Raw genomic sequence first — 22,024 nt, forward strand, 5'->3', positions numbered from 1 at the left:
GAGGATCATGCTTTGCTAAAAAGAACGATCATTCGTTCTAAGAGGGTGGGTTTGTGACGACGAAAGCGGACGTTCTCATCGTCGGCGCGGGGCCGACCGGCCTGGTGCTGGCCATCGACCTGGCACGGCGGGGAGTGATCCCACGGATCATCGACGCCGGGCGCGCGGACCACCGGGAGAGCCGGGCGGTGTCGATCGTGGCGAGATCGCTGGAGATGTTGGACGATCTCGGGCTGGCCCAAGCCGCCATCGAACGAGGCGTCCCGCTGCACACGCTGAACTTCTACCAGGGCACGACGGCCCTGGCCGAGATGGACGTGACGGCCGTGGACTCCCCGTTCCCGCTGGACCTGTGCATCCCGCAGTGGCAGACGGTGGCGCTGCTGCGCGAGCGCGCCGCCGAACTCGGAGTCACCATCGAATGGGGCACCCGCCTGGTCGGCCAGCAGACCGGCGAGCACAGCGTCAGCGTGGAACTCGGCCATGAGGACGGTCGCGGCGAACGGTGCGAAACCGGGTGGCTGATCGGCGCCGACGGCGCCCACAGCACCGTGCGCGAGACGGCGGGAATCACCCGGGAGAGAGCCGACCTGAAGCGGGGGTTCATCCTGGGCGACGTCGCCGTGGACTGGCCGCTCACGCGGGACCGCTTCCATGTCTACTTCGGCAAGTCCGGCCTCGTGGCCGTCTTCCCCATGGTCGGGGGCTACTGGCGCATCCTGGCCAGCACGCCGAACGAGCGACCGCCACAGACTCCAGGGCTGGATGACTTCGCCGCCTACGTCGCCGAACGCACGCCCCTGGACTCTCGCGTACGCGATCTGCAGTGGAGTTCGTCGTTCGTGGCCCGCGAGAGCCTGGCCGACCGGCTTCGTCAGGGCCGGGTCCTCCTGGCCGGCGACGCCGCGCACAGTCACAGCCCGGTGGGCGGCCAGGGCATGAACACGGGCATGCAGGACGCCTACAACCTGGGCTGGAAACTCGCGCTCGTCGTCACCGGGCGCGCCGAGGAGTCCCTCCTGGACAGCTATCAGGCCGAACGGTGGCCCGTGGTCAAGGCCGTGGTCGAGGCGACCTCGGCCACCACGAAGGCCGCCACCGGCAGCACGTTGGTCGCCCGCAGAGCCAGGCGGCACGCGCTGCGCCTGTTCGGCCGGCTCAATCCCGTGCAGCAGCGGCTGTCGAACGCCTTCGGCGAACACCTCGTCCACTACCGCGACAGTGACCTCGTCTTCGAACGCTGGCACGAATCACAAGCCAGAGCGTGGAGTGACGTCGCCTGCACCGGACCGGAAGCCGGCGAGCTGGTACGGGACGCCTACGTCGAGAACCGTGAGGGGCCGGTGGCGCTCCGCCACATCCTCCGGACGCCGGGCCACCACCTCGTCCTGTTCGCGGCGGACACGACGGACTCCGCCACCCTGGCCGCCTGGCAGGCCTCCGCACACGAGGCGATGGCCGGGCACGGCGAGGTCCATGTCATCACCCGCGGCCATCTGCCGCACGACCCCATGGACGGAGTCTTCGCCGACCTGCGCAGCGAGGCGCACAACCGATACGGCGTGCGCCGCCCCAGCCTGTACCTGATCCGCCCGGACAAGTACGTCGGCTTCCGCGGCGACAACGTCGACTTCACACCCGTGAGCGACTACTTCCGCGCCCTGGGCGCCCGTCCGTGACACCGCCTGTCAAGAAGAGGAGCTGGACAACCCCGTGACACAAGAACCGACCGTCCCCAAAAGCCTGGCCGGAATCGGCGCGACCGCCTTGGGCGTGGCTCTCCTGCGCGCCCAGGAGAGCAGCCGACCGGACCGGCTGTCGGCCGTGTGATCAAGCCACACGGCGTCGGAGCCCACGCTCGTTGACCGAGGCCATGCCCAAAGACCAGAGGCCACCGGGTCCTCGGACTGGTTCGCCGGTGCGCGTGATTCGGGCTCGCGGGCCGGGGGAAGAGCGGTCAGGACAGGGCTTGGGGCTGACGGACGCCGGCCGTGTCCGCGCGTGGACGGGCGTTCCGCAGGCGGATTCCGCTCCATCCGAGGGTGCTCGCGGTCACGACGTCCCAGAATTCCCACAGGTTGCCGAGCACGCGGAGTTGGATGCCGGCGTCGTCGTGCAGCCGCAAGAGGTCGCCCACCGGTTCGGGTGGGCCGAGAGGCGTCACCGGTTCGGTGGCGACGACCGCGTTCTTCACCGTTTCACCGATGGGTGTGAAACGGGCGGCGGGGAGCCGGTAGGCGAACAGTTCGACGCTCCGGAGCCGGTCGAGCCAGCCGTACTCGATCGCGTGGACGCGGTCACCGCCGCCAGGCCCCAGAATGTGCTCCCGATCGGCCGCCGAGGTCGCGGGGACGGTCCAGGCCATCGCGCGCGGGCAGTCGCGGGGAAACCAGTAATCCGGCGCGCGGGCGGCGTCGACCGCCCAGACGTAGGCTTCCTGCTGCCGTGCGGTGGGAGCGACGTGCGGGACGAAGCGGGTGATCGTCGGGTCTTCCGAGAAGTGCAGCACCTGGCCGGGTTCAGGACGCATGGCACAGGTCTATCCCATATGCCTGCTTGGATCACTTGAATATGCGGCCAGTCGCCGTCGTTCACTCGGCCAGGCCCCGGAACCACTGATGGTCAGAAATACGTGGAACGGCACATCCGGGACATTGGATGAATCAAACCTGCCCGGTGTCATCGCGAGTTCGCACCGCCGAACAGCCACTCCGCCGCTCCTGGGCACGTCGCGGGCTCGGCGTCGCTTCCCAGGTCGAAGGGGGAGTGAACATATGCTGAAGAGGCAGGGGCGGCGGCGTAGGCGGGGGTCGCGGTGGGGGCGGCTCGCCGTACGGGGTGCGTGGGGTCGGCAGAGTGGGGGAACCAACAGCGGTCGTTGAGACGAAGTTAACGTTCCGTTCAATCAGAGTCGGCATATTAGATGCTATGTCCGCCGAGATCGTGCACCCCACCCCCGAAGGACGCGACACTCCGCCGCTTCCGCAGGAGCGTTTCCTCAACCGTGAGGAGAGCTGGCTGCAGTTCAACCAGCGCGTGCTGGAGATGGCGGAGGACTCCTCGATCCCCCTCCTGGAGCGGGTCCGGTTTCTGGCGATCTTCGCGAGCAACCTCGACGAGTTCTTCAGGGTCAGGGTGGCCGGGCTGAAACGCCGGATGGCCACCGGCCTGCTCCTTCGTACGAAGAGCGGGCTGAAGCCGCGCGAGGAGCTGGCCCGGATCGCGGCCATCGCGGACAAGCTGGCGATCCGGCACTCGGAGTGCTTCCACACGCGGATCCGCCCGCAGCTCGCCGCCGAGGGGATCGAGGTGGTGCGCTGGGACGATCTTGTCAGGGACGAGCGGACCGAGCTGCGCAAGCTGTTCAGGGAGCGGATCAGGCCCGTGCTGACGCCGCTGGCCGTGGATCCAGCCCACCCATTTCCGTATATTTCCGGCCTGTCGCTCAACTTGGCCGTCACCGTGCGCAACCCCGCCACCGGGCACACCGTGTTCGCCAGGGTGAAGGTGCCCAGCCAGCTCCCCCGCTTCGTGATGGCCTCCAAGAACAGATTCGTCCCGCTGGAGGACGTGATCGCCGCCCACCTCGCCCAGCTCTTCAAGGGCATGGAGATCGTCCAGCACCACGTCTTCCGGGTCACCCGCAACGAGGACCTGGAGGTCGACGAGGACGTCACCGAGAACCTGATGCAGGCGCTCGAACGCGAGCTGCTCAAGCGCCGCTTCGGCCCGCCCGTACGCCTGGAGGTCGAGGAGACCATCACCCCGGAGGTCCTCGACCTGCTCGTGGAGGAACTGGACGTCGCCGCCCACGAGATCTACCGGCTGCCCGGCCCGCTCGACCTCACCGGACTGCACGCCATCGCCGACCTGGAACGCGGGGAGCTGAGTTACCGCCCGTTCGTCCCGGCGGAAGCCGTACACGCGGAGGACGACCTGTTCACCGTGCTGCGCGAGCGGGACGTGCTGCTGCACCACCCCTACGACTCATTCTCCACCAGCGTCCAGCGCTTCATCGAGGACGCCGCGAACGACCCGAACGTGCTGGCGATCAAGCAGACCCTCTACCGGACCAGCGGCGACTCCCCCATCGTGGACGCCCTGATCAACGCGGCCGAGGCGGGCAAGCAGGTCGTGGTCGTGGTCGAGATCAAGGCCAGGTTCGACGAGCACGCGAACATCTCCTGGGCCCGCAAACTGGAACGCGCGGGCTGCCACGTGGTCTACGGCGTGGTGGGCCTGAAGACGCACTGCAAGCTGGCCCTGGTCGTGCGGCAGGAGCCGTCCGGCGAGCTGCGCCGCTACTGCCACATCGGCACGGGCAACTACAACCCCAAGACGGCACGGCTGTATGAGGACGTCGGGTTGCTCACGGCCGATCCGCTGGTCGGCGAAGACGTCACCGACCTGTTCATCCACCTGACCGGCTACTCCAACCACTCGGCCTACCGGCGGCTGCTGGTCGCCCCGCACTCGATGCGGAGCGGCCTGGTGGCGCGGATCGAACGGGAGATCGCCCACCAGGAGGCCGGACGCCCGGCGCGGATCCGGATCAAGACCAACTCGCTGGTGGATGAGCCGACCATCGACGCCCTCTACCGGGCCTCCCGCGCCGGCGTGCCGGTCGACCTGTGGGTGCGCGGGGTCTGCACGCTGCGGCCGGGCATCCCCGGACTGTCGGAGACCATCAGGGTCAGGAGCGTGCTCGGACGGTTCCTCGAACACTCGCGGATCTACGAGTTCGGCGGCGGACGCCGGCCCGAGATCTGGATCGGCAGCGCCGACCTCATGCGGCGCAACCTGGAACGCCGGGTGGAGGCCCTGGTCAAGGTCTCCAGCCAACAGCACCGGGCGTACCTCAGCGAACTGCTCGACATGTGCATGGCGGAGACCACCAGCACCTGGTGGCTGAACTCGGACGGAACCTGGGCGCGCCGGCACCTCGGCGAGAACGGAGACCTACTGGCCGACCTGCAGACCCATCTGATCGGGACCCGGCGGTGGAGGACCGTGGATGACTGAACTCGATGTCAAGCCGACCGACATGATCCGCGCCGCGGGCGCAGTGGTGTGGCGCGGCGCGGAGGACTCGCCCGAGGTCGCCCTCGTGCACCGCCCGCGCTACGACGACTGGAGTTTCCCCAAGGGCAAGCTGAAGAACGGCGAGCACGTGATCACCGGCGCGCTGCGCGAGGTGCGGGAGGAGACGGGCATCACGGCCCTGCTCGGCCGCGCGCTGCCGCCGATCCACTACTTCAAGGGCGGCCGACTCAAGAGGGTCGACTACTGGGTGGCCCGCGCGGTCTCCGGTCCGGGTTTCGAGGCGACCGACGAGGTGGACGAGGTCGTCTGGCTGCCGGTCGAGGAGGCACGGCGACGGCTGACCTACGAGTGGGACGCGGGTTTGCTGCGCGGCCTGAGCGCCGCGCCGCTCAGGACGATCCCGCTGATCTTCCTACGGCACGGCCAGGCGGGCTCCAGACAGGACTGGCGGGGTGCGGACGACAAGCGCCCGCTGGACCGGGACGGCGTCGCCCAGGCCGCCGTGCTGGCGGAAGCCCTCGCCGGCTTCCGCCCCACCACGCTGGTCAGCTCGCCGTCCAAGCGCTGCGTCCAGACGGTCGAGCCGTACGCGAAGAGGTACGACCTGGCGATCCGCGGCGAACGGCTGCTGACCGAGACGGCGTACGACACGGCGAAGTCGTTGCGCCTGGCGCTGCGGGTGCTCGACGCGGGCGAACCGGCCGTGATCTGCAGTCACGGCAAGGTGCTCCCCGAGCTGATCTCCGGCATCTGCGACCTGCGTTATCCCAGTCCGAGGGGTGACGTCAGCCTGCGCAAGGGCGCCTTCGCGGTGCTGCACCACGTCGCGGGCAAGGTCGTCGGCCTGGAACGCTACACGGTCTGAAGCCGGCCGCCAGGGCCTCCGCCGGGCGGCCCCGGGTGCCGGCGAAGGGTTGACGAAGATCCTTTCCGGGGCCGGCTAAGCGGTTTCCAGGAGGGCGGCGACCGCTGCTCTGGTCTCGGCCCATACCCGGGGGAAGCGGGTGTGGGCCTGTTCGGCGGCGGCTCGTTCCAGGCCGGTGAGCACGCCGTACGTGAAGGTGTCCTCGCCCGCGTCCCGGGCGGTCTGGGCCTCCTGGGCGAGCGTCTCCTGGGCGACGACCCCGTCCTGGTAACGGCCGAGGGTCTCCTGCACGCTCTCCGCCAGCCCGGCCAGCTCGCTCATGCCGAGCGCCTCGGCGGTGTAACGGGCCCGCTTGGCGGCCTTGCGGACGTCGTGCATGGCGGTCTCGCGCTCGGCCTCGTCGTCCATGGCCTGCGCGGTGTCGTAGGCGGCGGTCACCCGGGCCCACTGCTTCTCCGCGACGGTGACGAGCGGCTTCGTCGCGGGCTTGCCGGCGAGCTTGGTGAACGGCGGGGCGGCCACCAGGGCGTCGAGCGCGTCGAGCAGGGCGAAGTAGCGCGGGCTGCCGAGGGTCTCCCCGACCTGCTGGTAGGCGACCTGCTCACGGGCCTCCAGGTCGGAGCCGAGCCTGGCCTGGACGGGACCGATGACGAGTTCGTCGGGAAGGCCGCGGAACAGGCGGGCGAACCGGGCGCGGATCACCTCCAGGTCGCGGACCTCGCCCAGCTCGTTGCCCAGCCACTGGAGCTCGTCCTGGAGGGGTCCGGTGTCGGCGAAGATGGCCTTGAACGCCTTGAGCGCGCTACGCGACCTGCGGCAGGCGACGCGCATCTGGTGCACCGCGTCGTCCTCCGCCTGCCGTACCCGGGGGTCCTGGGCGAGCAGGGCGGTGACCTGGCGGGCCAGGTAGTCGAGCACCACCTCTCCGGCGGAGCCCGTACGGGCGGGAGCGGCCGGGGCGGCCGGAGCCCCGGCGCCGTCGAGCAGGCGGGAGAGTTTGCTGGCCGAGCCGGCGGTGGTCGCGCCCGCCTTCCTGAGCCGTTTCCCCACCCGCCTGAGTAGGTCGGCGTCGCCGCCGACCAGTTCCGCCTCGACCTCGCGCCACCTGTCGACGCGAGGCTGGTCGCCGAAGACGGTCCCCTTGACGCGGTCGTCGGCGACCTCCAGCAGGGTGTCTCCCTCGGCGTCGAGGAGCAGGGTCACGCTGCGCCGGGTGTCGAGTTCGGCGATCGGGGCAAGCGGGACGCCGCGCGTGTACGCCTGGACGAGCCGGGCGAGTTCGGGCGGCACGATCTTGGCACTCCGGGTCAGCGGATGGGTGATCTCCTGCCGGACCCCCTTGGCCTTGGGCAGTTTCAGGTGCCACCCGGCGTCGTCGCCGCCCCTGCGACGGCGCAGCGTGATACCGCGTGCGGCCAGCCGCAGGTCAGGGGTGTCAAAGTAGATCGCGACGAGTTGGTGACTCCTGGGGCCCGCCACCTCCTCGCAGCCGCGCACGCCCGCAAGCCCGGGGATCTCGAAATCCACGGGAACGTCGAACTTGTCCTCGATCTCGATCGCCACCAGTGCCCCTCCATTCGCAGTTCGGTTATCGGCAGGTAACCGATTTGCGGCAATGATGCCACCGCAAGATGAACAAATGAGGAGACCGCCATGCCGTTGATCGAGGCGACCATCGCCGAGGGGCGCACGCCCGAGCAGATCCGATCGCTGATGCACGAGGTGCACGAGGCCGTGCGCCGCTCGCTCGGGTCCCCGCCGGAGAGCATCCGCGTAGTGGTCCGGGAGATCCCGCGAACCCACTGGTCCAGCGGCGGCCTGACGCTGGAGGAGATCGCCGCCCGCGAGGCCCGGTGACCGCCGTCCGCCCACGACGGCCAGGTCACCCCGCGTGTGACCACGGCACCGTGACACGACCCTAGCCCGGCTTGCGGGCCACCACGAAGATCCGGCGGAACGGGAAGAGCGTGCCGTACGGCCTGCGCGGGTAGGCGCGGCGGAGCAGGGCCGCGCAGTCGGCGCGGAAGGCGGCGCGCTCGTCCTGGTCAAGACGGTCGAGCATGGGGCGCAGCGCGGTGCCGGAGATCCAGTCGAGCACCGGGTCCGCCCCCGGCAGGACGTGCTGGTAGGTCGTCTCCCAGGCGTCCACCTGGCAGCCGAGCCCGGCGAGCAGATCCAGATAGCCCGCCGGGCCGTCGACCGGGGTCCCGGGAGCGAGATCGCCGAGCCGGTCACGCCAGGTCGTACGGCAGAGCTCGCGGATCAGGGTGTGGCTGGGCGCGTCGAAGTTGCCCGGCACCTGGAAGGCGAGCCAGCCGCCGGGGGTCAGCGCCTCGGTCCAGCGGGGCAGCAGGTCGCGGTGCGCGGGCACCCACTGGAGCACGGCGTTGGAGACGATCACATCGACCGGGCGGTCCGGCCGCCAGGTCTCGACCTCGGCGACCTCGAAGGTCAGGGTGCCGGTGGCCGTCGCCTTCCCGACCATGGCCGCCGAGGAGTCGAAGCCGTGCACGGTGGCGTGCGGCCATCTACGGGCCAGCTCTGCCGTCAGTTCACCGCTTCCGCAGCCGGCGTCCACGACATAATGAGGGCTCTCAGCCTGGATCCGTGCGATGAGCTCGAAGAAGGGACGGGATCTCTCATCCGCATAATGATGATAGATCTCCGGATCCCACACGTCTCTTGACATAGAGATAGTTGATATCAACCTAGATCTCTCGATGTCAAGAGAGATAGAATCGCGATATGACGGTGCAGGAGCCCGAGGATCCCGCGGGCGTGGACGAGGTCGACCGGCTGGTGGCCTCCTGGCGGCGCGAGCGGCCGGACCTGGACGTCGAACCGCTTCAGGTCCTCAGCAGGCTCTCCCGGCTGGCCCGCCATCTCGACCGGGCCCGCCGGGCGTCCTTCACCGAACACGGGCTTGAGCCCTGGGAGTTCGACGTGCTCACCACGCTGCGCCGGGCCGGCGCGCCGTACGAACTGAGCCCGGGGGCGCTGCTGCGGGCCACCCTGGTCACCTCGGGCACGATGACCAACCGCATCGACCGGCTCGCCGCCGGCGGCCTGGTCCGCCGCCGCCCCGACCCGGAGGACCGGCGCGGCGTGCTCGTCTCGCTCACCGACACCGGGCTGGGCCGCGTCGACGACGCCTTCACCGACCTGCTGCGCCGCGAGCACGACCTCCTCGACAGCCTGCCGCACGCCGACCGCAAGTCACTCGCCGCCCTGCTCCGCACCCTGCTCGCCCCGTTCGACGCCTCCCCCTGACGCCCCCAGCCGAACCCGAGCCCTTGCTCGCCTCCCTGCCTAGGTGGTGGCAGGCCGAGGTACGAGGGCGCCGGCCTCGGCGTACGGGTCGCCGAACTCCCGGAGCCGATCGAGAGTTTCACCGGACTGACACGACTCTGCCACCCGCGGTCCGCCAAGCTGGCGATCGTGCCGCCGGCACGGTCTGGGCCGCCGCGTCCGACGCTCGTCGCCACGGCGACCAACCATGAGGGAGATGTCATGAGCAAGGTCATTTCGGGAATCTCGATGTCGCTGGACGGGTTCGTCACCGGCCCGAACGTCACCCGCGACCAGCAATTGGGCGACGGCGGCCAGATCCTGCACCAGTGGCTACACGAACCGGACCCGCGCGACACCGAACTGCTGGCCGGGATGCGGGAGAACGTGGGCTCGATTCTGATGGGCCGACGGTCGTACGACCTGGCCGAGGGCGACGGCGGGTGGGGTGACGGCGGTCCGGCCGGCCCGGCCCCGTGCTTCGTCCTCACCCACAAGCCACCGGCCCCGGAGACGGTTCGGGCGCCGTCGGTCTTCACCTTCGTCACCGACGGCATCCACAGCGCGGTGAAGCAGGCGAAGGCGGCGGCTGGGGGCAAGGTGGTCGCCGTGCACGGCGCCGGAGCCGCTCAGCAGTGCCTTGCCGCCGGCCTGCTGGACGAGATCCAGATCCATCTGGCTCCGGTGCTGCTCGGCAGCGGAACCCGGCTGTTCGAACATTTGGGTGGCCGGTTCCAGCTCGAGCGCGCCAAGGTGATCGAGAGTGCGAACGCCACTCACCTGCGATTCATCGTGATCCGTTGACCGGCGTCTGCACCCCGCCGGCTGACGCACGAGGCTTTCTCGATCACTTGCCGATGAGCGATCACACCGTACGACGGCGGTGGAAGGGTCGGTGGCCGCGCCGCGAGCACGACCTCCTCGACCGCAAGCCGATCGCCGCCCTGCCCACCCCGTTCGACGCCTTCTCCTGACGAGCCCTGGTGGACGCCTCCCCCACTGATCATCCGCCGACCAGGGCGCACGGTCGGCCGATGCGCTACTCGCCGAGGCGTTCGGCGAGGTCGAGCCACTCGGCCTCGACGGTCTCCTTCTCGGCGAGGATCTCCTTGAGTTCGGCGTCGAGGCCGGCCAGCCGGGAGTAGTCAGCGGCGGCGTCGGCCATGGAGGCGTGCAGCTTGGCCTCGCGCTCGCCGAGCCGGTCGAGGCGGCGCTCGAACCTGCCGAGGTCCTTGCGCAGCTCCCGCTCCTCCTTGGTGGACATGCCCGCAGTGGACATGCCGACGGAGGCGGGGGCGGTTTCGGCGGCCGTCGCCGGGGCCCCGGCGACCCGGGCCGTCACGGCGGTGCCCGCGGCGCGGCGCGAAAGGTACTCGTCCACGCCGCCGGGGAGCAGGGACAGCCTGCCGTCGCCGAGCAACGCCACCGACCTGTCGGCCACCCGCTCAAGGAAGTATCTGTCGTGGCTGACCACGATCAGCGTGCCCGGCCATCCGTCGAGCAGGTCTTCCAGCTCGTTGAGCGTCTCGATGTCGAGATCGTTGGTGGGCTCGTCGAGCAGCAGCACGTTGGGGTCGTCCATGAGGAGGCGCAGGAGCTGGAGGCGACGGCGCTCGCCGCCGGACAGGTCGCCGATGACCTTCCACTGCTCGTCGCCCCGGAAGCCGAGCCGTTCGAGGAGCTGGGAGGCGGTCCACTCACGCTTGCCGACCTTGATGAACTTCCTGATCTCCTCGACGGCCTCCAGCACCCGGCGGCCCGGATCGAGCTCGGCCAGCTCCTGCGACAGGTGCGCCAGCCGTACCGTCTTGCCCCGGACCACCTTGCCCGTGTCGGGACCGACGGTGTCGGCGAGCAGCCGCAGGACCGAGGACTTGCCCGAGCCGTTGACGCCGATCAGGCCGATGCGGTCGCCGGGGCCGAACTGCCAGGTGCAGTGGTCGAGGACCAGCGGACCCTGCCCGGGGCCGCCCGCGTGCAGCGTGACGTCGTCGAGGTCGTAGACGGTCTTGCCGAGCCTGGCCGAGGCGAACTTGACCAGCTCGACGTTGTCGCGCGGCGGCGGCTCGTCGGCGATCAGCGCCTGAGCGGCGTCGATGCGGAACTTGGGCTTGCTGGTCCGGGCCGGCGGGCCGCGCCTGAGCCAGGCGATCTCCTTGCGCATGAGATTCTGGCGGCGCTCCTCGGTGGCCGCGGCGATGCGGGCACGCTCGGCCTTCGCCAGAACGTAGGCGGCGTATCCGCCTTCGTAGCGCTCGACGCCGCCGTCCACGACCTCCCAGGTACGGGTGGCCACCGCGTCGAGGAACCACCGGTCGTGGGTCACCACCAGCAGCGCCGACCTGCGCGCCGACAGGTGCCTGGCCAGCCAGTCGATGGCCTCGATGTCGAGGTGGTTGGTCGGCTCGTCGAGGATGATCAGCTCGTGCTCGTCGATGAGCAGTCTGGCCAGTGCCGTACGGCGGCGCTCACCGCCCGAGAGGCTGCGGGCCTTCGACGTGAGGTCGATGTCACCGAGCAGGCTGCCGAGGATCTCGCGGATCCCCTGGTCACCCGCCCACTCGTGCTCCGCGCGGTCGCCGAGCACGGCCTCCTCGACCGAACGGTCGGGATCGAGATCGTCGCCCTGGGACAGGACGCCGACCCGCAGCCCGCGGTTGTGGGTCACCCGCCCCCCGTGCGGCTTCAGGGCCCCGGCGATGACAGAGATGAGCGTGGTCTTGCCGCCGCCGTTGCGGCCGACCACGCCGATCCTGTCGCCTACCGCGACACCGAGCGAGACGTCGTGAAGCAATGGCTTCGGACCATAGGCGTGGGACACGGACTCCAGATTGACCAGGTTCATCGTCTTCCAAGGATATTGCCAAGTGCCCCATGGACGGGCCCGTGCGCGGTGACCGCGTCCTGGCAGACGCCTGAGGCCCTGAGCGAGGCGGCCAGCTCGACCGCCTCGGCCTCGCCGGCGACGAGGAACGCGCAGGTCGGCCCGGACCCGGAGACGATCGCCCCCAGGACTCCACGGCCGGCGGCGAGCGTCCGCCCCAGCGACGGCCGGAGCGAGAGCGCCGCCGGTTGAAGATCGTTGGCCAGTTCCGCGCCCAGCGCCTTGGCATCCCCCGCGCGCAGCGCCGCCAGCAGCCCCGCACTCGCCTGCGGCTCCCCGGCGCGCCAGCCCTCAGCCGTCTTCGGCTCCCCGGCTCTCTTCCCCGCCCGGGACTCCCCAGCGCTCTTGCCCACAGGCGTCCGCGACTCCCCGGCTCCAGGCGTCCGCGACCCCCCGGCTCCAGGCGTCCGCGACTCCCCGGCACGTGGGCCGTCAAGCGGTGGGGTGCCGGGCCGCTGCGCGGCGCGCAGGCGGTCGCACTCGGCGTAGACGGCGGGGGTGGAGAGCCCGCCGTCGGCGAGCGCGAACACCCAGTGGAAGCGCCCTGAGACCTCCACCGGCGTCAGCCGCTCCCCCCGTCCGGTGCCCACCGCCGTCCCTCCCAGCAGTGCGAACGGCACGTCACTGCCCAGCTCCGCGCCGATCTCCATCAGCTCGGAATCGCTCATCGCGAGCCCCCACAGCTCGTTGCACGCGACCAGCGCCCCGGCCGCGTCGGCGCTGCCGCCCGCCATGCCGCCCGCCACCGGGATCGACTTGCGGATCTTCAACCGCGCGCCGTACGGCCGGCCCGACCGCACCGCCAGCGCCCGGGCGGCTCTGACCGCCAGATTGTCCCCGTCAAGCGGAACCAGCCCTGCCACCTCGCTCTCGACCTCCACCGATATCGCGGCGGCCTCCGTGGCCGTCACGTCGTCGTAGATCGAGACCGCGTGGAAGACGTTCACCAGGTCGTGGTAGCCGTCCGCGCGCAACGGCCCGACCGCGAGCTGGACGTTGACCTTCGCGGGCACCCGCACGGTGACGAAGTTGGTAGGCATCCGACCGATCGTAAACGCTCCCCGCCCAACAAGCGTTTCGCTGCCGTACGGCGCAGCCCCCTCTCACCCCCTCGCCGCAAGTGGCGGCGGCCCATGGGGTCAACGCTCCTCGGGCGCGGATGGCCGCTCGCCGTTTCGGCCGGCTCGCTGGACATGTTCGCTGGTTCAGGACCCGGGCGCACCTCCGAACCGGTGCGGTCAGGCGGGGCGGACGGCTCCGCGGTAGCGGCGGCTGTAATGCGGGGACTCGGCGAAGCTGGTCTTCTTGACGACGTCGCCGCTCTGGGGGGCGTGGACCATCACGCCGTCGGTGAGGAAGAGGCCCACGTGGGTGGGGTCGCCCTTGCGCTTGCCGAAGAAGACGAGGTCGCCTGGGAGCAGGTCGGCCTTGCGCACCCGATCGCCCTGGCGGAACTGGGTGCCCGTGTAGTGGCCGAGCGTGACGCCTGCCTTCGCCCAGGCGTAGAGGGTGAAGCCCGAGCAGTCGAAGCCCACGGTCTGCGCGCCACGGCCGATCCCGAGCGTCGGGCCGACGGCTGAGCCTCCGCCCCAGGAGAAGGGCGTGCCGAGCCTGTCCAGCGCCGCTGTGATGACGAGCTGGCCCCTGGCCAGCGCCAACTGCCGTTCCGCCTCGGTCAGACCGGCGTCCGCCACGGCCGCTACCGCGCCGAGCGCGTTCGGCAGCTCCGGCAGGGCGGATACGGCCGGCAGGGGCACGAGCGGGTCGGCCCCGGCCGGTGGGCGCTTGACCGCCGGGTCGGGGGCGGGCGGTGGAGGGTCGGCGTCCGGGTCGGCGGTGGTGTCGAGGCGGCCGGTCCAGGCGAGGCAGATGTTCGCGCTGGTCTGCGGGCAGGGGGCGGCCTGGGCGAGGTCGGGTGAGGTGAAGGCGGCCAGCGAGGTGAGGGCCGCCAGGAGGCCGCCGCCCAGTGGAGCCGGCATCACCGCCTCTCAGCTGGAAAGGTCAGCGACGGAGTGACCGCGCCGGGAGGACCTCCAACACGATGAAAAACAGACATGAGCACCATGGATCGCCTCTTACCCCAGGCGCTCAGCCTTCACAGCCATTCACTCAAGCACCACAATAAGCCCATAAATCAGGGCGAAATCTATGAAAGCGGGCGGTGCTCGGCGATGCGCGCAAAGTCCGTCACGCTGAGCCGCTCTCCCCGGCTTCCCGACGGGATGCCTGCCTTGTCCAGCGCCTCCTCGGCCCGCGCCGCCGTGCCCGCCCAGGAGGCCAGCGCGGCCCGCAACGTCTTGCGCCGCTGCGCGAACGCCGCGTCGATGACGGCGAACACCTCCTCGCGCGAAGCACTCGTGACGGGAGGTTCGCGACGAGCAAACGAAACCAGGACGGAATCGACATTGGGCACCGGCCAGAAGACCGTGCGGCTCACCGCCCCGGCCCGGCGGACCTCCGCGTACCAAGCGGCCTTGACCGAGGGCACACCATAGATCTTCGAACCGGGCGGGGCGGCCAGCCGGTCGCCCACCTCCGACTGGACCATGACCAGCCCCTTGCGGAGCGAGGGCAGCGTCTCCAGCAGGTGAAGCAGCACGGGCACCGACACGTTGTAGGGCAGGTTGGCGACCAGGGCGGTGGGCTCGGCGGGGAAGTCGGACGCCGACACCCTCATCGCGTCACCCGGCACCACGCTGAGCCGGTCGGCGTGCCCGGGATCGTGGTCGGCGACCGTGTGCGGGAGCTGGCCGGCGAGGACCGGGTCGATCTCCACCGCGATCACCCGTGCCGCCGCCGGAAGCAGCGCGAGCGTCAGTGAGCCGAGGCCCGGACCGACCTCCACGACGACGTCGTCCGGCTCCAGCGCGGCGATCCGCACGACGCGTCGCACGGTCCCGCCATCGATCACGAAGTTCTGTCCGAACCTCTTTGTCGGACGAAGGTCGAGCTTGTCCGCCAAATTACGTATTTCGACGGGACCCAGCAGGCTCACAATTGCACTCCCCATGTCATCCGACCAAGTGTCTCGCACCGAACACCCTGTGAAGGACCTCAGGTCTCCGACTTACCACCACCGGGAACCTGCACGAGAGGATCCACTGTGGATAACGTTGTCGCACGGGGGTTCGGCGGCAGAAACGGCATCTCCCCACCTGGAGTCAGCGCGATCATGACCACGGAACACCCTGGTGCGGAGCGCCTGCGCCCCACCGACCCCGAGTCCATCGGCCCCTACTCGCTGCTGGGCCGCCTGGGCGAGGGCGGGATGGGGACCGTCTACCTCGCGACGGGCACCGCCGGACGTCCGGTCGCCGTCAAGGTCGTCAAACCGCAGTACGCGGTGGTGGAGGGGTTCACCGCGCGCTTCCACGCCGAGGTCGACAACGCCCGCCGGGTGGCGTCGTTCTGCACGGCCCAGGTGCTCGACAACGGCAACAACGACGACGGCCTGCCGTACATGGTCACCGAGTACATTCCGGGCACCCCGCTCTCGCGGCAGATCAGCGAGCATGGCGCGCTGGAGCCGGGACCGCTGCACGGGGTGGCGCTCGGGGTGGCCGCCGCGCTGGCCGCGATCCATGTCGCCGGGCTGGTGCACCGCGATCTCAAACCGGCCAACGTGATCCTGTCGATGTCCGGGCCACGGGTGATCGACTTCGGCATCTCCCGGGCGCTCGACCAGACCCACGGGTTCACCATGTCCGGGGAGCTGATCGGCAGTCCGGGCTGGTGGGCCCCCGAGCAGGTGCGAGGTCTGGCGATCAGTCCAGCCGTCGACGTGTTCGCCTGGGGCTGCCTGGTGGCCTACGCGGGCAACGGCCGTCACCCGTACGGCAGAGGCGACGCGATCACCCTGGCCTCCCGGGTCATCAACGGCCCGCCCGACCTCGGCACCCTCCCCGCCCCCCTCGACCGCCTCGTACGGCAGGCGACCGCGATGGACCCGGCGCAGCGGCCCTCCGCACAGGATCTCCTCCTCTCCCTGGTCGGCGGCGTCCCGGCCACGCCCCTCGCGAAGGAGCCCGAGAACCCTCCCACGCTGATCGCCACCGACCTGCTGGTCGAATCCTGGCAGCCCCCGGCCAACGTCGGCGACGACGCCACCCTGACCCTCAGCGCCCTCGGCGTCCCACCGGCGAACACACCGAACACACCGGACCCGGCGAACACGCCGAACACGCCAGATATGGCGAACACACCGAACACGCCGGACGTGGCGAACACGCCGAACACGCCAGATATGGCGAACACACAGAACACACAGAACACGCCGGACATAGCGGACACGGCGAACACGGCCGGCATCGCGGACCCCGCGGACACCGCGGCCTCCGCAGCCGTGGCGAGCACCGCGGACACGGAGAGCACCCGGCACCATAGACCGGCGAGCACCCGGCCCCAAGGACAGGCAAGCGCCCCAGACACGATCAGCGCCCAGCACCAAGGACCGGCGAGCGCCCCCGGCACGATCGACACCCGGCAACAGGGAACGGAGCCCGGGATCGGCTCTGCCACCAGGGTCACGAGCGTTGCGGCCGAAGAGGGGCCCGGGATCGTGGAGCCGGTCGCCGTCCCGGTGCGGGCGAAGACCGCGGGACGCCGGTGGCTGATCGCCGCCGGGGCCGCCGTCGCGGCGCTGGCCGTGACCGCGGGCGTGCTGGCGGTCACGGCCTCGGACGACCCGCAGACCCCGTCCAGAGGCAAGGTCGCGGCGGGCGAGCAGATGACGGACGTCGGCCGGCGGATCACCAGCGGCTCCTACGTCGAGGACCCACAGCTGATCATCTCCCGGCCGCCCGAGTGCGGCCTGGCCGACTTCGCGGGCGTCGTCGCGGTGACGGGACGCTTCTGCGTGATCAGATGGACCCTGCTGAACCCGGGCGGCATGGACGTGCTCCTCAGCCCCGACCCGTTGACCCTGATCGACGACCAGGGCACCGCCCACACCTCCCATGCCTCTTCCACCTCCCAGCCGAACAGCATCGCCCCGGGCGACCGGATCGACGGCGTGCTCCTGTTCGACCTCCCATCGGGCCGCAAACCCGCCAAACTCACCGGCCACGTCCTCGACAGCGGCGCGAACGTCGAGGTGCGCCTGTCGTGAGGACTCCCCTCGGTTCCACAGGCGTTCCCCCGTTCCGCCGTCCCGGCGGCCTCGGTGCGCATCATGCGGGTGACAGGCCGGTCATCGCCCGCCATCGCGCCCCCACACCGCCTTCCCTCCCCCGCCCGAAGGCAGAACTCTCCACCCTCAAGGAGATTCGATGAAACTGCTCGTCGCGCTGGCAGCCGCCGCCCTGCTGCCGCTCGTCCCAACACAGGCGACACAGGCGACACAGGCGGCACCGGCGGCGCGGAACTGCTCGGACACGACCGCCACGAGCGACTTCGACGGTGACGGAACAGACGACGTGGCGGTGGGCGACCCGTTCGCCGACCTGCGGGGCCAGTTGGGGGCGGGGACCGTCCAGATCCTGCGGGGCGGTTCGGGGGCCGGTTCAGGAGCCACCGTGCTGGGCGCGCCCGAGCCGGCGGCGGGCGACGGCTTCGGCTGGTCGGTCGCGCTCGGCAGGGTCGACGGCGATGCCTGCGCGGACCTGCTGGTCGGCGCGCCGTACACCGATGTGAACGGCCAGGCGGACGCGGGCGCGGTCTACGTGCTGTACGGCGGGACCGGGCGCAGCGCCAAGTTCGTGGCCACGAGACCCGAGCGGAAGGCGCACTTCGGCTGGTCGGTGGCGCACAGCGTGGAGGACGCGGCCGTCTCGGCGATCGGCGCACCCCACCAGGACAGCGGCGAGACGGGCACGGACGACGAGGTGCGCGACGCGGGCGCGGTCTACCTGCTGCGAGGCGGCCGGCTCACCCAGATCACCCAGGAGAACGAAGGGGTGCCGGGCAACAGCGAGAACGGCGACATGTTCGGCTGGTCCCTGGCCCTGGGCAGGCTGGGCGGCGAGCGTAACGGGGTCGACCTCGCCGTCGGCTCGCCGTACGAGAACAACGACGGTGCCGGGCGGCAGATCGCGGAGGGCATGCTCGACACGGGCGGCCTCACCGTCGTCTTCGACCCGGCCCGGGCCGGCGCGACGTACACCGGGCGGAAGTGGGAGATGCGCGACCTGGTCGGCAAGGTCGCGCGGGAGGCCCCGGGCGACCGGTTCGGATACGCCCTGTCCTACGCCGCCGGGAGGCTCGCGGTGAGCGCTCCGCTGGCCGACGCGGGCGGGGTGAAGGACGCGGGGCTGGTCCACGTGCTGCCGTCGGCGAGCGGACCGGCCAAGGGGGACACGATCTTCCAGGGCGGCCCGTCACTCGAAGGCGAACCGGGCCCCGGCGAGGCGTTCGGCTTCTCGGTGGCCCTCGACGGCACCGGCACTGACGTACGGCTGGCGGCAGGCATCCCGTTCGACGGGCCGGACCGGCGCGGAGCGGTCCAGCTCGTCCCGCTGCGCACGCCTCAGGACGATCGCCTGATCACCGCCGCCGCCCCCCGTGCCGAGGACCACTTCGGCTGGTCAGTCGGCTTCAGCGGCGACCGGCTGGTGGCCGGAGCGCCCGACGCCTCCACAGGCGGCGCGGTGGCACTGGTGGGCGGAGGCTCGTCCACCCCGGTCGGCCCGACCGGCGACGCCTCCGCCGACTTCGGCGCCACCGTGGCAGGGTGATCACGGGCGCCCGCCGGAGGTTCCCCGCCCAGCTTTGACGCTACTCAGGGGCGAACGCGCGGAGGGTGATGTCCACGAGCGCGTCGGCGTACTCCGGGGTGAGCGGCCCGGAGCGGTGCAGCCAGCGCTGGTGGAGCGGGGCGTACAGCACCTCCAGCACCAGGTCCAGGTCGAGGTCCGCGGCCAGCCGGCCCGCCCGCTGGGCGCTGCGCAGCCGTTCCTTCTTGGCTTCGTCGATGGGGCCGGCCAGCTTCTCGCGATACAGGGCGGCGAGGGCGGGATCGCTGATGATCTCGATGGTGAGCGCCCTGATGGGTGCCTCGAACACCGGGTCGGCGAACTCGGCGACGGTCGCCCGCATGACGGCCTTGAGGTCGGCCTCGAGGTCGCCGGTGTCGGGCAGTCGCACGCCCTCCGCGCCCTCGCTGAGCGCCAGGATGGAGTCGAAGATCACCGCGCCCTTGGACGGCCACCAGCGGTAGATGGTCTGCTTGCCCACTCCCGCGCGCGCTGCGATGGCTTCGATCGTCACCTTGGCGTAGCCAAGCTCGGAGACCAGTTCGCGCGCGGCGTCGAGGACGGCCCGCCGGGACCGCTCGCTGCGCCGGGCGGGGTTCGGTTTTCTGGGGTGGGACACGTCTGGGAGCATACCACCAAGACGAGACGAGACGGTCCGTCTTGACGTTGACGCGGCCATCTCCCATACTCATGTTCAGCGAGACGGATCGTCTCGTCTCGAATAATTGAGGAGATCGTATGACGACTGCCCGCGTATGGTTCATCACCGGCGCGTCGAGGGGCTTGGGCAGAGCCTTCGCCGAGGCGGCGCTCGCCGCCGGAGACCGCGTCGTGGCCGCCTCGCGCGACCTTGGCCCGCTCGACGACCTGGCCGCCGCCCATCCGGACCGCCTCGTCCGGCTCATCCTGGACGTCACCGACCGCGCGGCCGTACGGACGGTGGTGGACCAGGCGGCGGCGGCGTTCGGGCGGCTCGACATCGTGGTCAACAACGCCGGATCGATGCTGCTCGGCATGGTGGAGGAGGCCACCGAGGAGCAGATCCGCGCCCAGTTCGACGTCAACTTCTTCGGCGCGGTCTGGGTGGCCCAGGCCGTGGTGCCGCACCTGCGGGCGCAGGGATCCGGCCACATCCTGCAGGTCACCACGATGGGGACCGGCGGCGGGGTCGCGTCCGCCGGGTTCTACACGGCGAGCAAGAGCGCGCTCGACTCGGCGAGCCAGGCGCTGGCGATGGAGGTGGCGCCGTTCGGGATCAAGGTGACGATCGTGCAGCCCGGCGGGTACGGCACGGACCTGTTCACCCGGGGCACCACGATGACGGAGCCGCGCCCGGAGTACGAGCCGCTGCGCGCCCGGCTGGCCGAGATGTGGGGCGAAGATGCCGGCCCCGACCCGAGCACCGCGGCCCCGGTGGTCATGGAGCTGGCCGGTCTGGCGGAGCCGCCGCTGCGGCTGATCGTCGGTGCCGCCTCCTACGACATGGTCCAGCAGATGGACCAGGCCCGCACCGAGGAGTACCGAGCCTGGGAGCACCTCAGCCGCAAGGCCCCGGGGTGATCCGTGCGAGGGCCGATGGAGGTCACTTGGGATAGTTTGGTAGTAAATGAAAGGATTTATCCATATGACCTTCAGCCAAGCCGAGCTCGACTACTTGGGCACGCAGCACATCGGGCGGCTGGCCACCGTCTCTCCCGATGGGCAGGTGCAGAACAACCCGACCAATTTCTTCCTCGATGCCGGCACGATCGTCATCGGCGGGGGCGCACTGGACGGGACGAAGAAGTTCCGGAACGTCCAGCAGGGCAGCACGGTCGCGTTCGTCGTGGACGACCTGGCGACGATCGATCCGTGGGCACCCAGGGGCATCGAGATCCGGGGCAAGGCAGCAGCGCTGACCGACCACGAGCCACCCCTGCCCGGCTTGTCTCGAGCGATCATCAGAATCACCCCTACCAAGATCGTCTCATGGGGGCTGGACGGGCCGCGATCGAGCCGTACGGTTTGAAGTACCTGACCGCCATCACGGAGATCGTCTGCGCCGGCTGCATGCAGCCGACCATTTCAGGTAGGGCGCGTTGAGCTCGCCTTGGTGGGGGACCGGCGGGTCTCGAAGAGCATCAGCTCGGGGGTGTCACCTCGGCGCCGGCGCGGAGGTAGTCGGCGTTCTTGGCAGAACAACCCGACCGACTTCTTCTTCAATGCCGGCACCGGCACGATCGTCATCGGCGGGGGCGCGCTGAGCCGGACGAGGAAGTTCCGGGCAGCGGTCGCGTGGCTCCAGTGCCGCCTCGCGCGACAAGGAGCTCGCTCGGTGGTGATCACGTGTGGCAGACGACCTTCGTGACCAGGGTGTCTGGGGACAGACGGCCGATAAGGTCGTCGACGAAGCGCCGCCACTCCAGCGCACGGTCGTCGCCGACGCTGGCACGCAGGCCCAGGTCGCCACGTTCATGCCAGCGGCCGCCCTCGACCAAAAACGCGGGGTGCCAGCCGCAGCGCAGAATGTACTCTTCCCGGGTGAATCCAGCGATCTGCTGTACGGCGAGACTGTCGGCGCGGCCGGCACGCACGGCCTCCTGATGCTCGTCCCACGCATTGCCGGCGGAATCGGCCGCCTCGCGTTCCATGGCGGCGAAGTCGATCTCGCCGACCAGCGACTGTGCCCCGTGGAGCACCTCGCCTGGGGCCGCCCGCCACCAGGAATTCGGTCGATCGAGCACGTCCGGCCAGCCGATTTCCGCGGCCTCGTCGGTGACAACGGAGCCGCCCGGCTTCGTCCGAAGGGGCCACCAACGGCTGTCGATGAACCAATAATCCCAGCGGGCCGTCGGGTTCTCGGTGGTGAAGAAGCGCCAGCCGCGCTCGTCCCGCTCGACCTTGTCGCGCTCGCTCATGAGGTCGCCATACAAGCGCTGGACCACGTACTCGGCAGCCTGGGCCTCGTCACAATCCGCGGGCAGCTCACCCATGAGGATGGCCCAATCTCGCACCTCCGCGATCTCCGGCTCGGTGAGGTAATGCCGGTAAGGGCTCGCCCGCGCCTCTTTGCCGTAAGGGGCGAGCTGCCGATCCACCTCGGGCCCAATGACCAGCACCTCGAACTTCACCGGCCCTCCCATTCATGCGATTTGATATTTTCCCATAGGAGGGCACCGTCGATGGGACACTCCTCCGCAGTGCTCCGCGGCCGGGCATGCCCACGGCGTGTACGGCCCGCACCGGCTGCCGCCCCCCGGTCGTCGCCGGAGCGTG

General features: G+C 70.4%; 19 protein-coding genes. 10 read left to right on the forward strand and 9 right to left on the reverse strand.

All coding sequences use genetic code 11. The annotated features are described in order from the left end of the window. Positions 1-53 precede the first annotated feature (53 nt). Positions 54-1,679 carry an FAD-dependent monooxygenase gene (locus MBA17_RS26930; protein ID WP_238499368.1) on the forward strand — a complete coding sequence of 542 codons (1,626 nt, stop codon included), beginning with the start codon at positions 54-56 and terminating at the stop codon, positions 1,677-1,679. Between the two features lie 278 nt (positions 1,680-1,957). On the opposite strand, the gene MBA17_RS26935 is transcribed toward MBA17_RS26930, so the two are convergent. Continuing rightward, on the reverse strand, positions 1,958-2,530 hold the full coding sequence (locus MBA17_RS26935; RefSeq protein ID WP_238499369.1) for a DUF6886 family protein: 573 nt from the start codon (positions 2,528-2,530) through the stop codon (positions 1,958-1,960). Between the two features lie 398 nt (positions 2,531-2,928). On the opposite strand from MBA17_RS26935, the gene MBA17_RS26940 reads away from it, so the two are divergent. Together MBA17_RS26940 and MBA17_RS26945 are read left to right on the forward strand one after the other, a co-directional pair. Then, on the forward strand, positions 2,929-5,022 hold the full coding sequence (locus tag MBA17_RS26940) for an RNA degradosome polyphosphate kinase (protein WP_238499370.1): 2,094 nt from the start codon (positions 2,929-2,931) through the stop codon (positions 5,020-5,022). Next, on the forward strand, positions 5,015-5,908 hold the full coding sequence (locus MBA17_RS26945; protein ID WP_238499371.1) for an NUDIX hydrolase: 894 nt from the start codon (positions 5,015-5,017) through the stop codon (positions 5,906-5,908). The genes MBA17_RS26940 and MBA17_RS26945 overlap by 8 nt, the downstream gene beginning before the upstream one ends. 75 nt (positions 5,909-5,983) lie before the next feature. On the opposite strand, the gene MBA17_RS26950 is transcribed toward MBA17_RS26945, so the two are convergent. After that, on the reverse strand, positions 5,984-7,471 hold the full coding sequence (locus MBA17_RS26950) for a CYTH and CHAD domain-containing protein (RefSeq protein ID WP_238499372.1): 1,488 nt from the start codon (positions 7,469-7,471) through the stop codon (positions 5,984-5,986). Positions 7,472-7,561: 90 nt separating this feature from the next. Here MBA17_RS26950 and MBA17_RS26955 point away from each other — a divergent pair, with 90 nt between their 5' ends. Then, positions 7,562-7,765 (forward strand): tautomerase family protein, encoded by a 204-nt coding sequence (locus MBA17_RS26955; RefSeq protein WP_238499373.1) that lies wholly within the window; start codon positions 7,562-7,564, stop codon positions 7,763-7,765. A 61-nt stretch (positions 7,766-7,826) separates the two neighbouring features. Here the strand turns inward: MBA17_RS26955 and MBA17_RS26960 are convergent, their stop codons facing one another. Continuing rightward, positions 7,827-8,597 (reverse strand): trans-aconitate 2-methyltransferase, encoded by a 771-nt coding sequence (locus tag MBA17_RS26960; RefSeq protein WP_238499374.1) that lies wholly within the window; start codon positions 8,595-8,597, stop codon positions 7,827-7,829. Between the two features lie 56 nt (positions 8,598-8,653). On the opposite strand from MBA17_RS26960, the gene MBA17_RS26965 reads away from it, so the two are divergent. Together MBA17_RS26965 and MBA17_RS26970 are read left to right on the forward strand one after the other, a co-directional pair. After that, entirely contained in the window at positions 8,654-9,178 is a 525-nt protein-coding gene (locus MBA17_RS26965; protein ID WP_238499375.1) for a MarR family winged helix-turn-helix transcriptional regulator, read from the forward strand. 240 nt (positions 9,179-9,418) lie between these two features. Beyond that, complete coding sequence (locus MBA17_RS26970) at positions 9,419-10,000, forward strand: dihydrofolate reductase family protein (RefSeq protein WP_238499376.1); 582 nt, start codon at positions 9,419-9,421, stop codon at positions 9,998-10,000. A gap of 235 nt (positions 10,001-10,235) precedes the next feature. On the opposite strand, the gene MBA17_RS26975 is transcribed toward MBA17_RS26970, so the two are convergent. The 4 genes from MBA17_RS26975 to rsmA form a co-directional block, all read right to left on the reverse strand. Then, complete coding sequence (locus MBA17_RS26975; protein ID WP_238499377.1) at positions 10,236-12,041, reverse strand: ABC-F family ATP-binding cassette domain-containing protein; 1,806 nt, start codon at positions 12,039-12,041, stop codon at positions 10,236-10,238. Then, positions 12,038-13,120 carry a 4-(cytidine 5'-diphospho)-2-C-methyl-D-erythritol kinase gene (locus tag MBA17_RS26980; RefSeq protein WP_238499378.1) on the reverse strand — a complete coding sequence of 361 codons (1,083 nt, stop codon included), beginning with the start codon at positions 13,118-13,120 and terminating at the stop codon, positions 12,038-12,040. The genes MBA17_RS26975 and MBA17_RS26980 overlap by 4 nt, the downstream gene beginning before the upstream one ends. Positions 13,121-13,318: 198 nt before the next feature. Next, on the reverse strand, positions 13,319-14,059 hold the full coding sequence (locus tag MBA17_RS26985; RefSeq protein ID WP_238499379.1) for a C40 family peptidase: 741 nt from the start codon (positions 14,057-14,059) through the stop codon (positions 13,319-13,321). 167 nt (positions 14,060-14,226) lie between these two features. Further along, positions 14,227-15,090 carry a 16S rRNA (adenine(1518)-N(6)/adenine(1519)-N(6))-dimethyltransferase RsmA gene (gene rsmA / locus MBA17_RS26990; protein ID WP_238499380.1) on the reverse strand — a complete coding sequence of 288 codons (864 nt, stop codon included), beginning with the start codon at positions 15,088-15,090 and terminating at the stop codon, positions 14,227-14,229. Between the two features lie 93 nt (positions 15,091-15,183). Here rsmA and MBA17_RS26995 point away from each other — a divergent pair, with 93 nt between their 5' ends. Continuing rightward, the gene (locus MBA17_RS26995) at positions 15,184-17,187 is read left to right on the forward strand and encodes a serine/threonine-protein kinase (protein WP_238499381.1); all 2,004 of its coding nucleotides are present in this window, start codon (positions 15,184-15,186) and stop codon (positions 17,185-17,187) included. Between the two features lie 160 nt (positions 17,188-17,347). After that, positions 17,348-18,751, forward strand: coding sequence for an FG-GAP repeat protein (locus MBA17_RS27000; RefSeq protein ID WP_238499382.1), 1,404 nt, complete (start codon positions 17,348-17,350; stop codon positions 18,749-18,751). Between the two features lie 40 nt (positions 18,752-18,791). On the opposite strand, the gene MBA17_RS27005 is transcribed toward MBA17_RS27000, so the two are convergent. Beyond that, a complete protein-coding gene (locus MBA17_RS27005; protein WP_455432860.1) occupies positions 18,792-19,400 on the reverse strand; it encodes a TetR/AcrR family transcriptional regulator in 609 nt (202 codons plus the stop codon). A gap of 107 nt (positions 19,401-19,507) precedes the next feature. Here MBA17_RS27005 and MBA17_RS27010 point away from each other — a divergent pair, with 107 nt between their 5' ends. Together MBA17_RS27010 and MBA17_RS27015 are read left to right on the forward strand one after the other, a co-directional pair. Then, positions 19,508-20,329, forward strand: a complete 822-nt coding sequence (locus MBA17_RS27010; protein WP_238499384.1) for an SDR family NAD(P)-dependent oxidoreductase — start codon at positions 19,508-19,510, stop codon at positions 20,327-20,329. A 64-nt stretch (positions 20,330-20,393) separates the two neighbouring features. Then, on the forward strand, positions 20,394-20,777 hold the full coding sequence (locus tag MBA17_RS27015; protein WP_238499385.1) for a PPOX class F420-dependent oxidoreductase: 384 nt from the start codon (positions 20,394-20,396) through the stop codon (positions 20,775-20,777). Between the two features lie 313 nt (positions 20,778-21,090). On the opposite strand, the gene MBA17_RS27020 is transcribed toward MBA17_RS27015, so the two are convergent. Further along, a complete protein-coding gene (locus MBA17_RS27020; protein WP_238499386.1) occupies positions 21,091-21,879 on the reverse strand; it encodes a hypothetical protein in 789 nt (262 codons plus the stop codon). Positions 21,880-22,024: the final 145 nt, after the last annotated feature.

The organism is Dolomitihabitans soli, assembly GCF_022213955.1.
Lineage (GTDB): Bacteria > Actinomycetota > Actinomycetes > Streptosporangiales > Streptosporangiaceae > Streptosporangium_A > Streptosporangium_A soli.